We start from the raw sequence: 13,431 nt of genomic DNA on the forward strand, positions 1-13,431 counted from the left end.
GGCCCTGTTCCTTTGATTTCTTGTAGACATAATAGCCGACAGTCGGCCAGAAAATCAAGAGGTAGAGTCCGTAACGGATGAGGATACCGTTGTAGGTCGAAAGGAATTCCATATCCAATATCTCTCTTGAGCGGAGATAATCATTTGGTTGCTCTTTTGTACCGAACGTTGGTCACCTGTACTTACCGAATCTGCTCACCACATCGAGGCGGGTTCTCCTCAACTGATTTGGTCTGAAACAGCCGCTCAGTCGGTGTGCGTATTGACCGCTAAAAGCTCTATAGTCCATAGGGTTTTGTGAACACCCGGTGAAGTGTATGGTATGAGTGAAGAAGAACTCGATACAGTCGAACAACTCCAACGGGTAGGGATCGGACTGGTACTCGGTGGGTTGGCCTTCGGCGGGCTGTCGTTCGGTGTCGATGCGGTTGTGAGTGGTATCGTGCTGCTGGTTGCTGGTATCATCGTCTGGTGGGGTGAATATCGCCGGGAGTTGACTGTCGGAATCGGGGTTGGAATCGGGATGGCTGGACTGGTCGTTCTCATCGACGTAGGAACCGACACTGGTTTCAGCGGACTCCGGATGGCGGGATTCATCGTTGCACTCGGTGTCGCGGATTACGTGCTTGCACCTGCCTACGGTAAAATCCAAGACGCCGGTGAACGGGCTAGCGGAAGGTAGGAACTCTGTATTGAGCGATCTCTGACTTCCCTGTACTGGGCGGTCCGTGAGTCCCCTCAATAAAGCGGATTGTAGTTAGTTCACAAACGACGAGTGATTTCGTATGCGATTGATGTTGGGAGAAGAATAGCGAATATAACAAGCGTGATTTCTTCTATAGTTAGACCAGATTGCGTGAGGGCGGCATAAAAGTAGAGCGCACCGGTAGCGATCACGCTAACGATAGCCGCAACGTATCGGGGGTCACTCCATGAGGACGGGAACTTAGTGGCGGACATCTACCCTTATTACTTATATCTATATGAAAAAGTCTGCCTCTGCACTTACCGCAGCTACTCACCACATCGAGGCGGATTCTCACCATTCGATTTAGAGTGAAACAGCCGGTAAGTTGGGTTGCGTATCGGTCAAGTATAGGATGCACTGGTACCAGAGCGAATTTCCATCTATGGAATAATACTACGCTATGGACGATCAGCCGGCCAATATCAAGGTATTCTTCATAGGCGCGCAAGCGACGTTACTGGGGCTATTCGTTTTGGAATTTTTTGGGTCAGACCACGTATTCGCTCCTCTCAGTATTCTTCTTGTTTCGGCAGGTGTGGCAATTACTGCTTACGGCGTGAATCGCTGAATACACACTCTGTACTGGGCGATCTATGATCTCCTGTATGAAACGCAAACGAGCCTAATTCGACACCCAATACCAGAACTCCACGAACGAATTCGGAAGATTCGGAAATGACACACTTCCATTTAATACGGTGGCGGGTTGTGTCGACAGTCCATGATAACGGACGCCCGCGTACTCCAGCCGGAATTCATCCCCAGCGAGGTGAAACACCGAGATGCCGAGGTCAACACGCTGTCCAGCGTGCTGCGCCCGCTCACCGACGGTGCACGAGCTGACCCCGCATTCCTCTACGGGCCGTCCGGAACCGGGAAGACCTGTATCGCGCAGTTCACCGTTGAACGACTCCGCCAAGAAGTCGTCGACGTGAACTACCAGTACGTGAACTGCTGGGAAGACTACAGCCGCTTCAAAACCCTCTACAGCATCCTTGACGGTATCAACGACACCATCGACATTCACCGGCAATCCACGCCGAAGGACGTGCTGCTCGACCGGCTCAAAGACTACACCGGCCCACCATACGTCGTTATCCTCGACGAAGTCGACCAACTCCAAGACAAGAGTCTCCTGTACGATCTCTATCGTGTCCAGAATCTCACGATGCTTCTCATCGCCAACAAGGAAACCGAGGTCTTCGCAGAAATCGATGATCGTCTCACCAGTAGACTCACCACTGCAACACGCATTCACTTCGACCAGTACTCCAATTCGGAGTTAACTGCAATCCTCGATGATCGCGTCCAGTGGGGTCTCGCACCGAACGTAATCACTCAGGGACGGTTGAATCAGATTGCTGCGAAGGCGGCCGGCGATGCACGGATCGCCATCGGTATTCTGCGGAACGCTGCGCGGCACGCGCACGAAAACAGCCTCGATGCAATCCCGGCAGACGTGATCCAAGGCGTGGTTCCGGAAACGAAATCGGAAATCCAACAGCAAACCATCGACCGCCTCACAGACCACCAGCAAATCCTGTACGACATCATTACCGACCACGGAACTATCGAACCGCAGGCGCTCTACGATGAATACCAAGACAGGGTTGCTGATCCGAAGACCAAACGCACCGTTCGGAATCATCTCTCGAAGCTCGAACACTACAATCTCATCGAGTCCGAGGGAAACACGAAAGGCCGTATCTACCGCGCCTGTACTTGATAAACCCAGCAGAGTTGCCGTGTATGCTGGTGGGTTTCGGAAGTCACACGCCGATCCATAACCCGGACGGTCACGACGTGTTCCTGTACGAATGCCGCCGAGCAACACCAATACCGAGACCGAACCAGACCACGCGGTCCCGAAAGCAACTCGTGACACCGTTATAGAAGCGATTTCGAACCGTGGGTTCAGCGAGTGGTACGATGAACGACAAATCGAGCAGAATCTACTCGATGGGAAGCCGTATTTCAACGGCCCGTCACCGCCGAAACCACCGGATAGGCACACGCCGAGCAACTTGTTGCAGTGTCACCGGAAGGCGATGTACGCCCGGCAGAACGCACCGCGAGAAGGCACCACACCGGACGGGATCTTCTGGATCGGATCCACGTTCGAAGAGGACATCATCGTCCCATACCTACAGGACGTAACGCCGGACGGTCTGTACATACAGAACTCACTATGGATCGATACCACCGTCGTAGGTGATGGTACTGAGTTACGGGTGCGTGGGGCAACCGACCCTGCTGTCGTGACTACAGACGGCGACCCGGCACTCCTCACGGAGATTAAAACGACAACTAACGTTGACCACCTGACCGAGCCGAAACCACATCACAAGGCGCAACTCCACGCCTACCTACACGCCCTCAACGACAAGCACGACCACCCTGTCACAGAGGGACTCGTCATCTACGGGTCGCGGAAAACACTCGACCTTCGCGTCTTCCAAGTCATGTTCGACCCGGACTTCTGGCAGCGCGTCGTCGACTGGATGGCCACGCAAACCGCCTACGAGCAGGCCAATAAGTTACCGCCAGCTGACCCGGAACAGGACTGGGAGTGTACGTACTGCTCGTTCAAGCATCGCTGTGGGCAGGCCGACACGCCGTACCAGGACATCGGACCGGAAGGGTTACTCCCGGTGTTCGACGGGTACGATCGGGACGCACTCGTCGAATACCTCGACGCGCATACGGACGCGGATGCGCGGCTCACACCGACCCTCGCCCACACATACCCAGACTTGGCTGCCGAGTACGGCACGTATGACTGGTCGTGCCCGCGGTGTAGCGAGACGTACGCGTGGGATGCCGTAGACTGGGACGGCGACACGTCAGACCTGCCGCTCTGCCCTGCCTGCGCTCGTGAGAACGACTTAGTGACACTGAGCGGCCCGGAACCCGACACCCAACCCAACACCAGTAAGGACTAACCCGGTTACGAGTCAGATTCACCGTCAGTTTGACTGGACTCTGTCTCACCCGCAGGTATATCTTCGAACGTACCTTGCGTCTTCTCTTCGCCCGATGTCTCAGCGTCATCTGGTATCTTATCGCTGGGAGATAACGGCCGGTCAGATGATTCACCACCAGTCTCCGTCTGGTCATCCGTATTATCGGTGTCGGACTTCTCAACGTCGTCACTACCGGAACTGGTCTTTTCGTTAGAGTCCTCTCTGGCAGCCCGTGCTTTCTCTAATTCCGGTGGTAATTCAGTGTCTTCCCTGGGTGCGACACGTCCTTCTTTTCCTTCAGGGAAATGCAGAAGTTTTTCCGGGTGCTGTTCTACCCAGTCAGCGATTTTCTCAGTCTTCTCTTCAATCGTTTTCTGATGATCTCGCATCTTGTGGTAGCTACTGGTGATGCCTTCATGCGCCATCTGGCGTGTTAGGTACTCTCCCATCTCGGTCAACTTGTACACGTGTTTCGTGCCGTGCTCGTCACTTTCCAGATCGGTCTTGAGTAAGTTGTGGTGATTCGCGTCGATGCGTCGGCGTGAAATGGTTGATGAGGTAATCTCGATTTCCGATTCCAGTTCCGAATACGTTCGCGGTTTCTCATACAGCAAGGCTAACAGCCCGACACTCCCTTTTAACTGTAGGAATTTCCAAATCGTTTCACACGGTTCGTACTCGTCGCTATCCGCCATTACGCTGTTACACGACCGCTGGGTACAAGTGAATCATAGTTAACTCCAAATCGAAGCTGTTTCCAAATTTCTTGCAGTTCCAATCTCGCGGCAGTTAGGATCTTGGAGAAGCAGCCTCTCTGCGGTCGTTTATATGGATATATTCGGAAAGTACACGCGGATGTTTAGGCTCCAAACTGGAGTAAAGACTGACGGAATCGCTATGCACACGATACAAAACACCTGTCCGCCGGCACGACTGGCCTATCACCGCGGTTACGGGGTGGTGGGCAATGAGTGACCGGCCGAGTATCGATGACCTCGATCTGGAGCGGGTACTCACTTCACTCGCCAAGCAGGCCGACGACGTGATCGAAACCGGGACAGACTGGCCGGAACTCGCCCGGGAACTGGACGTATCACAGTACCAGCGGCGAGATCCGTACGCAGAGTGGCACGACGAAACGAACGACTTCGCGCCGATGTTTCTCGCGGTGTTGTGGGCGAAAACTGAAGACAAGTCCGTGACCGGCATTTCTGACCGCCTAGAGGACAACCCGGAGATTGCTACGGCATTCGGATTCGATGATCTAGACGACATCCCGCACGGTGATACGTTCGCTCGTGCGTGGCGCGAACGCTTCGAAGACATGCAAGACACGATTGACCGTACCGCAAAGGATATTGATGAGATTGCTACGGAATGTGGCAGCCCGATCGGCGGGCACACCGGGTTGAATCCTGAGGAAACTGGTGGGATGTCGAAGCGGACTGAGCAGCGGTTGCTGCGGAAGAAAACGAAGGAAGTGCTGGATCAAATGGCTGACGTTGTCTTCCCAGCGCTGGATCTGCCACGACCCGAGGAAGCAATCTACGACGAAGAGGATCTGTTGGAGTTAATGACTGTGATGGGGATTAACGGGTCCGCTGCGCATGGCGCTGCAGAGACGAACGGTGACCGCCTCGCCGCACAGAAAGACATCGCACTCGATGCCCCATTCCACGAAGAGGGCCCGGACGGAGAAACGCTTCTAGACCCGATCCAAGAACTTTCCATCGAAGCGATTACCAAGATGGTGAACCGCGCAGCTGAACGCGCGGTCACGCGCATCAAGCCGCATGCGGAATTCCCTAACCCGGTGTTCATGGCAATCGACATTACATACGTCGCCTACTACGGGGACCGCGAGGAAATGGAGTGGGTGACAGGAACACCAGACCACAAACAGTACAGTTGGTGTCACAAGTTCGCTACAGCAACACTCGTCGGTGACGGCGTCCACATGGTCGTGGGTATGCTTCCAGTCGGGAACGCCGAGCAGATTGCTAACGATGCGTATTCAGGCGAGCAAGAGAAGACCGTCATTCACGGTGATGTTGTCCGTGAATTGGTTGGGATCACGTCAAAGTACGTGACGCCACGATGCGTGTATGCTGACCGGGCATTCGCCAGTACCGATACAATCGCCGCATTTGAGGAGCACAATCTCCGGTATATGATGCCTGCACCACGGAACGACCGGACGAAGCGCTGGTTAGAGCGGAATGTGGACGTTGAACGTGGCATCATCGCAACTGAACAGGACTGGACAGTTCGGGGTGCGGTGAAGCACGGCGTGTCGAACGACAGCGTCACGACGAATCTCGTCGGAATGCCGGGCAATCCTGATGAGGAACAGTACGGGTTCGGTGAGAAGCAGGATTCTGACGAGGAGACCGGCGAAGCTGATGGGGATACCCGTGAGCCGGTGCCTTTCTATACGAATACCCACGTTGATGATGAGCTTGCGGTGGACCGTCGGCAGACCCGGCGGAAGGTCGAGCAATACAACCGTCGTGGTGGGATTGAAACGGCGTACAAGAAGATCAAGGAGTTCGCTGCGTGGACTACATCGAAGGAATTCGAGGTGCGGTTGTGGCACTTCGGGTTCGCAGTGCTGTTGTACAATGCGTGGTTGATGGTGGATTTCCTCGTGCAAGCCGGGTTGGATATAGAGTTCCGGTCAAAGCCGCGGATTACTGCTGAGCGGTTCCGCAGGTATATTCAGCGGCGGTTGACACGGCTGATATAGCCCGTATTTCGTTTTCGGGGCAGCAGTTTTCGTGAGAGCCATCAGTACGCAGTAGTCGTGTTTTCGCGGTGATTTTGAGGGATTCCGGTGAATTGTCTGGTTCGTGACTGGTTTTGCGGTGTGGTTCGGTGGTGAAGCTGGGTAGATAGCGGTTGAAACTGGGAATCCCGTACAGCAAATCACCGGGATTCGGAACTCCCACCACCGGAATTGGTATAGCGACATATAGTTTATTCCTTGGGCGCATTAATCATCGTCCACAACCGTTGAGTTAACAGACTGTAGGGGTCTGGACAGCCCCAAATATTATACTATATCTGACTGAACGTCTCACCCGACCGAGAATGGCAGACTCAGATCTACCCCGAACCGCAGTGCGGCGGCTCCCTTTGCACTGGATCGATGGAGACGTGATATCGTGAGCGACGCCGGCGACGAGCATACGATGTCGAGTGACGACGACATCTCGTGGACTCTGCTCGATCTCGATGAACTCATCGACACCTACTGGAGTACCATCGCGCCAGTGATGCGCGAGGACGGACTCGACCCCGAAGCGGACCGACCGACCCACTCGTGGCTGTCTGCCAACGGCTTCCGCGGATTAATTTATGCACTACGGGAGTACCACGACCGGACGTTCGGTGAGTTCTGGAGCGACGACCTCGATCTCAAGCAGGATGCGGAGCGCTACGACTGGGGGACAAGTCACGAATCGACTGTCGATCTGCTGGAAGCGTACATCGAAAGCCAACGTGAGCGCGGCGAACTAAGCGAATCCTCTGCCGACACGCTCCGCTACCGGATCGCGAAGTACGTCCGGGCCTATCGTGACGCCAACGACTCCGGTGACCTACTGGACCCCGTTTCCCGTGACGGTGACGTTCCCGCGTACGAGGCCACTGACGCCGCGTGGGCGGCGTTCGACCGACTCGATGAGGCGTTAGCGCCACGAACGATGCGCCGAATTCACGAGGCCGTCGACGACTGGTATGCCCATCTGGTCCGACGGAAGCGGGCGGCGGTCAATCCCGTCGCCGGTCTCGAAGACGAATACCGGTGGAGCCGCCGAGCGAACGGTACCGACGAGAGTCCCTCGAACCCCGCGCTTGATCCCGACCACGTCCGAGCGCTTTACGAGACGGCCACGAGCGCGGGCGGACGACTCCTCGTGGTGGCACTGTGTGGGTGGGGTCTTCGGTCGGGCGAAGTAGCGGCTCTTCACCGTTCACAGCTCGTGCTGGATCCGCCGGATGCCGATGTCCCACACGTAGAGTTTGAGGAGCGAAAGAACGGTCCCGGCCAAGTATCGATCCTCTTCGGTCGGGATGCGGCGGTTGACCGACTTGCCGAACTGGGCGAACGGGACTCATGGAACGGCTATCTGTTTCCGTCTGCTCGTTCAGCCTCGGGTCACCGGACGCGACAGACGATCCTCAGTCGATTCGACGACCTCGCTGAGAGAGCCGGCCTCCCCGACGATATTGCCGGTACGAAGCCGGTCCCACAGATGGCCCGGCGATTCTGGTACGACGCCTACTCCACCACCCAGGAGGCCATTCTCGAGGAAGTCGGTGAGATCGCAGCCGAACAGGGGAGTGCAAGCGCCGAAGTCGTTCTTCAGGAGTATCTCTCTCCGGAGCGACGGCGACGACTCCGGCGTGAATACATGCGTGAGCGTCTTGAGGACGCTTTCGGGGAGGTTTCGACGTAAAAATGATTGCCGCAGACGAGGCGAGGTGGAGTTCGTCTCCGATAGATCCCGAACTTGCAGATATGAACGGTTAGCAATTCAAAGATGATCAGCCTCACTGGATTTCATACGCACCCTGCAGCTGTATGGTGATGTCTTCAGGATGGATTTCAGGGGGGGGCGAATCACGGGAACCTGCAGGAGACACTCGAGATCGCAAGTGGAGAGATTGATGACCGCGGTGGGGACTCCTCCGAAGAGAACTAGCACTGACTCGCTGGCTCGTACTCATCGGACAAGATCTGCTTGAGTTCGAACTCTTCGCCTTCCCCGATTGCGTCGGCGACATCACAGACGAACTGGAGCGCCTGAATCTCAGCCTGGAGCGTGGCGATTTGTTCCTCTCGCTCCTGAATCCTAGTTCTGAGTGTTGCCATGAGGTGAACTTCCGACTCGTGGGCAAGAGAGTGCTCCGATGATGCTGTCTCCGGCAGTCGTCCATCGGGTCGGGGGATCCGTCCTGCGTCGAGTTCGAGCTGGATCCGCTGGACGTGCTTGCAGGGCGTCGGTGTCTCTGGGTTCCGGTGATCGGGACACGTACACGTCTCTTCTAGCAGATCGACTTCGTACGTGTTGCCCGACGCCGAGTCGACCTCGTAACAGCCGCCTCGGTGAACGAGTGCAACGTCCATGTCGTCCTCTCGGGCCCGCGTGGTACGGACATCGTCCTGGGCTTGGTGTTCGATCTCACTATTCGGAGTCGTCGATGAATCGGTCACGGTCATCCTGAGGCACCTGTGGGGAGGAGTGGATCTACTGATCCGCCCTCTGCCCGATTCAGGAAGGTAAATTCTCGCCCACGAGAGGTTCAGAGAGCGCGGGTTCGCTATGCGACAGCTAAGCCTCGCCTATGATGAGAGATGCGAGACAAAGAGCGCGTATCGGTCACATTGATCAAGCGTCTTCGTATTCTGATGCTCTGGACAATAGGTTTAGTCCACTAGTCAACCTCGTAGGTGCTACCTGACGTCGAATTGCGCTCATAGATTCCTCCCAGCCGGAGCGGTGCCACGTCCATTTTTGTCTCGAACTCTACGAGCGCGATTCTTACCACAGAAGTTCGGTAGGTCAACACCATCTTGAATCGGCGGTGTATCTGCAATGGTAATCTTGTGACATCTTCGGAGAGCGAGGACTCGGATATTCGCTCCTCCATCTGTTTCAGATCAATACACTAGGGCATTCAGAGTCTGAATCTACTTGGAGTCGCTCAGGGGAAGTCCCCTGATCCATTTTTCTTCTCTACGCCAAGGATTTCTCACAGACACTCTCACCGTGCGACTGGCACAGGCTCGCGACCTCAGAGGTCTGCCTGATTTTTTGTTGCTCTCCATCGTTAGCTACGCCATGTTCGAGCAAATCCTCTTTCCAACCGATGGAAGCGACGGGGCAGCGGTTGCCTTCGACCATGTCCTTGACATCGCGACTACCCACGATGCCACACTCCACATCCTCAACGTCGTAGACACGACACAGGGTGGCGTCCTCAACCTCCAGAGCGACAGCGGGGATTCACTCGAAGAGAAAGGTGAACGAACTGTCAGTGAGGCAGCTGAGCGTGCCCATCAACGGGGAGTCGATACCGTCACAGAAGTAGCTCAAGGCGAGCCGTATCGGTCAATTATTGACTATGCCGAGACACAGGGAGTCAACCTCGTCGTCATGCCAACGCACGGGCGTCGGGGACTCGAACGGTTTTTGCTTGGTAGCACGACCGAGCGAGTCGTCCGGCGTGCGGACGTTCCTGTACTCACCCTCTCGCCGAACGACGATGCTCGTATCACGCACCCATATCAGGATGTGCTCGTCCCGACTGATGGGAGCGACTGTGCGAATCAGGCACTTGCAATTGGCGTTGACGTGGCAGATGCTGAGGGAGCAGCACTACACCTCCTCTCGGCCATCGTCATCCCCGTTCTGGGCGTCGACGTTCGGACAGATATACAGATGAATCTGCTAGAGGAAAGCGCAACAGAGCTACTCGACGAAGCGGCGAAATTCGCTGTCGACGCTGGTATCGGATCGACTTCCAAGACCGTCGAATACGGCCCGTCGATTCACAAAGTGATCCTCACGTACATCGAGGAACACGATATCGACCTCGTCGTCGTCGGTACTCACGGGCGAACCGGATTCGATCGATACGTGTTGGGCAGCGTCACTGACTACCTCGTCCGCACGTCTCCCATTCCCGTGTTGACGGTCCGGACACCTGCGACCGAAACGTAGCAGCTATCGCCTGTCTCTCGTGACTGGAACTGGTGCGAATAGTGGGGTGGGAATCACGCACGGTATTTTTTATGGTTATCGACCGTAGCCATTCTCAGGGTCTTTTCCGCTGGAGATGGACGAACATTCGATTCAAACGCCGTGGGGCAGGTCGTCGGACGAGATCCTCGATCACTACGAGGTTTCAACGGACGAGGGGCTGAACGAGGACGAAGCCGAAACGCGGCGCGAGCGGGTCGGCCCGAATGCGTTGCGCGAAGCCGAACAGCGGGGCTGGTGGGGGGTTCTGGCGGACCAGTTCAAGAGCTTCATCGTCCTGTTGCTGGCGGTGGCGGGAGTGGCAGCCTTCGCACTGAACGAGAACGTCGAGGGTGTCGCCATCTTCGTCGTGCTCCTGATCAATGGACTCATCGGGTTCGTCACCGAGATGCGGGCGCTCAAATCAATGGAGAGCCTCCAGGAGATGGTCGAGATCGAGGCTCGCGTTCGGCGTGAGGGGGAGGTGAGGGATGTTCCCGCGGAAGAGTTGGTTCCGGGGGACATCGTGGTCCTCAACGCCGGGAACGTCGTTCCGGCCGACCTTCGGGTGATCGAGCCCTCCAAGCTCCAGGCTGACGAATCGGCCCTCACCGGCGAGTCCGTTCCCGTCGGAAAGACGAGCGACGTCCTCGAGGAAGACGTGCCACTCGCCGAGCGGGAGAACATGCTCTACAAGGGGACGAGCGTGACGCGGGGGACCGCGGAAGCGGTCGTGGTGGCCACGGGGATGGACACGGAACTGGGCAAGATCTCGGCGTCCCTGCAGGGAGAGGCTGAGGAGAAGACGCCGCTCCAGCAGAAGCTCGATGGCCTCGGGCAGAAACTCGTTCCGTTCCTGCTCGTCGTGGCTGCGATCGTCCTCGTATCGGGCTGGCTCAGAGGACAGGATCTGTATCTGATGGTCGAGACGGCCATCGCACTGGCGATCGCGACCATTCCGGAGGGGCTGCCGGTCGTCGCCACGCTCGTGCTCGCGCGCGGGATGTGGCGGATGGCGGACCGCAACGCCCTCATCAACAACCTCGGATCCGTCGAAACGTTGGGCTCGACGAACGTCATCTGTACCGACAAGACGGGCACGCTGACGGAGAACGAGATGACAGTCAGCCAGTACGAGCTGGCCAACGGTCCGGTCGCCGTCACCGGAACCGGACTCGACACCGAGGGTGCGTTCCAGCACGGCGACGAGGAGCGGGATCAGCCACAGGATCCTGCCCTGCAGGAAGCCCTGGAGGTGGGCGTCCTCTGTAACAACGCCTCCGTGACCGTGGATGACGACGAGCCCACCGTAGCGGGTGATCCGACGGAAGCTGCCCTCCTGATAGCGGGATTGAAGGCCGGGATCGATCGGGACGGTCTCCTCGAGTCGATGCCCGAAGCTCGCGAGGTGTCGTTCGATCCGTCCGTCAAGATGATGGCGACCTACCACGAGCTAAACGGGAGCTACAGGGTCGCCGTGAAGGGTGCGCCGGAGGCGGTAGTCGAGTCGTCGACCCGGCTGGTAACGGGCGACGGCACCGACCCCCTCTCGGAAGATGACAAAGAAGAGTGGATCCAGAAGAGCGAGAATATGGCCGAAGACGGATTGCGGGTTCTCGCTCTCGCCAGGAAGGAGGTCGAGAGTACGGACGACCCGCCGTACGAGGAGCTGTCGTTGCTCGGGTTGGTCGCCATGATCGATCCACCACGCGAGGAAGTCAAATCGACCATTAAGAACTGTCTGGACGCGGGGTTGCGAATCGTCATGGTGACCGGTGACCACCCCGGGACGGCTAGAAACATCGCCCGGAGTGTCGGGTTGATGGATCCGGAGGATGACGAGGTCATCCAGGGGAGCGAACTCGACGATCCCGAGAACCTGTCTCAGGACGAGATGGAGCGGTTCGTGAACGCGTCGGTCTTCGCGCGGGTCGCCCCGGAGAACAAGCTCGACCTGATCGGAATTCACCAGGCAGTCGGGTCGATCGTGGCCATGACCGGCGACGGGGTCAACGACGCGCCGGCGCTGAAGCGGGCCGACATCGGCGTTGCCATGGGTCAGCGAGGAACGCAAGTGGCTCAGGAGGCGGCGGACATGATCCTCCGGGACGACAACTTCACGAGTATCTACCACGCCATCAGGGAGGGGCGGATCATCTTCCGGAACATCCGGAAGTTCGTGCTGTATCTCATGTCCTGTAATCTCAGTGAATTGCTGGCTATTCTGATCGCCGCATTGCTGGGCTTTCCGCTGCCGTTGCTCCCGCTGCAGATCCTCTTTCTCAACGTCGTGACTGACATCTTCCCGGCGTTCGCGCTGGGGGCGTGCGGAGGCAGCAAGGAGATAATGAACACGCCGCCGAGAGATCCCAACGAGTCGATCCTGACCCGGACGCACTGGACCGAGCTGGGGCTATACGGAACGATGATTGCAGTGGCGACTGTCGGTGCGTTCGTGATCGGGGGTGGCATGTACGCCGGCGGCATGGGGGCCGAAGAGGTCGTCACCATGTCGTTCCTCACGCTAGCGTTCGCCCAACTCTGGCACGTGTTCAACATGCGAGAACCCACATCCGGCATCGTGCGCAACGAGGTCACCAAGAACGCGTACGTCTGGGGTGCCCTCGGCCTGTCTGCCCTGCTGGTGATCGGCACCGTCTACCTGCCGGGGGTTTCGCTGGCACTGAGCACCGCCCCCATCGGTCTCGAAAGCTGGCTCGTCGTGCTCGGAATGAGCCTGCTGCCCCTCGGCGCCGGGCAGGTGCTCTTGGAGTTTCGCCGTCGGTTCGGGACTCCGAAGCTGGGGACACGACTCGAAGAGCTGTTGTTCGATTGATTACGATCGGTTGATCAACCGATGTCGCTCTCGTCGAGCTGGGACCAATTATCCAAGCCGACGCGGAGGGCAGCTTTGAGTGCCCCGAGGACGACGGGACCGAAGAACAGTCCCATAATTCCGAATGCGTACGCCCCC

General features: G+C 57.2%; 10 protein-coding genes. 8 read left to right on the plus strand and 2 right to left on the minus strand.

Annotated features, from left to right (window positions below; translation table 11 throughout):
- The first annotated feature begins 322 nt into the window (after nt 1-322).
- From RBH22_RS14835 to RBH22_RS14850, 4 genes are all read left to right on the plus strand, one after another.
- Entirely contained in the window at nt 323-682 is a 360-nt protein-coding gene (locus tag RBH22_RS14835) for a hypothetical protein (RefSeq protein ID WP_306678010.1), read from the plus strand.
- Nucleotides 683-1,148: 466 nt separating this feature from the next.
- Entirely contained in the window at nt 1,149-1,316 is a 168-nt protein-coding gene (locus tag RBH22_RS14840; protein WP_306678011.1) for a hypothetical protein, read from the plus strand.
- A 153-nt stretch (nt 1,317-1,469) separates the two neighbouring features.
- Nucleotides 1,470-2,474: a Cdc6/Cdc18 family protein gene (locus tag RBH22_RS14845; protein WP_306678012.1), complete on the plus strand. Its 1,005-nt coding sequence runs from the start codon at nt 1,470-1,472 to the stop codon at nt 2,472-2,474.
- 91 nt (nt 2,475-2,565) lie between these two features.
- The gene (locus tag RBH22_RS14850) at nt 2,566-3,690 is read left to right on the plus strand and encodes a PD-(D/E)XK nuclease family protein (RefSeq protein ID WP_306678013.1); all 1,125 of its coding nucleotides are present in this window, start codon (nt 2,566-2,568) and stop codon (nt 3,688-3,690) included.
- A 5-nt stretch (nt 3,691-3,695) separates the two neighbouring features.
- Here RBH22_RS14850 and RBH22_RS14855 read toward each other — a convergent pair whose 3' ends face one another.
- The gene (locus RBH22_RS14855) at nt 3,696-4,406 is read right to left on the minus strand and encodes a winged helix-turn-helix domain-containing protein (RefSeq protein ID WP_306678014.1); all 711 of its coding nucleotides are present in this window, start codon (nt 4,404-4,406) and stop codon (nt 3,696-3,698) included.
- A gap of 272 nt (nt 4,407-4,678) precedes the next feature.
- Between RBH22_RS14855 and RBH22_RS14860 the strand changes: the two genes are divergently transcribed.
- Nucleotides 4,679-6,457, plus strand: coding sequence for a transposase (locus RBH22_RS14860; protein WP_306678016.1), 1,779 nt, complete (start codon nt 4,679-4,681; stop codon nt 6,455-6,457).
- 445 nt (nt 6,458-6,902) lie between these two features.
- Nucleotides 6,903-8,171, plus strand: coding sequence for a hypothetical protein (locus RBH22_RS14865; RefSeq protein WP_306678018.1), 1,269 nt, complete (start codon nt 6,903-6,905; stop codon nt 8,169-8,171).
- 242 nt (nt 8,172-8,413) lie between these two features.
- On the opposite strand, the gene RBH22_RS14870 is transcribed toward RBH22_RS14865, so the two are convergent.
- Nucleotides 8,414-8,842 carry a hypothetical protein gene (locus tag RBH22_RS14870; RefSeq protein WP_306678019.1) on the minus strand — a complete coding sequence of 143 codons (429 nt, stop codon included), beginning with the start codon at nt 8,840-8,842 and terminating at the stop codon, nt 8,414-8,416.
- Nucleotides 8,843-9,557: 715 nt separating this feature from the next.
- Between RBH22_RS14870 and RBH22_RS14875 the strand changes: the two genes are divergently transcribed.
- Together RBH22_RS14875 and RBH22_RS14880 are read left to right on the plus strand one after the other, a co-directional pair.
- Entirely contained in the window at nt 9,558-10,439 is an 882-nt protein-coding gene (locus RBH22_RS14875) for a universal stress protein (RefSeq protein ID WP_306678024.1), read from the plus strand.
- A gap of 115 nt (nt 10,440-10,554) precedes the next feature.
- Nucleotides 10,555-13,293, plus strand: coding sequence for an HAD-IC family P-type ATPase (locus tag RBH22_RS14880; protein WP_306678020.1), 2,739 nt, complete (start codon nt 10,555-10,557; stop codon nt 13,291-13,293).
- Nucleotides 13,294-13,431 lie beyond the last annotated feature (138 nt).

It is taken from the genome of Halobellus sp. H-GB7 (genome assembly GCF_030848585.1).
GTDB lineage: Archaea > Halobacteriota > Halobacteria > Halobacteriales > Haloferacaceae > Haloquadratum > Haloquadratum inordinatus.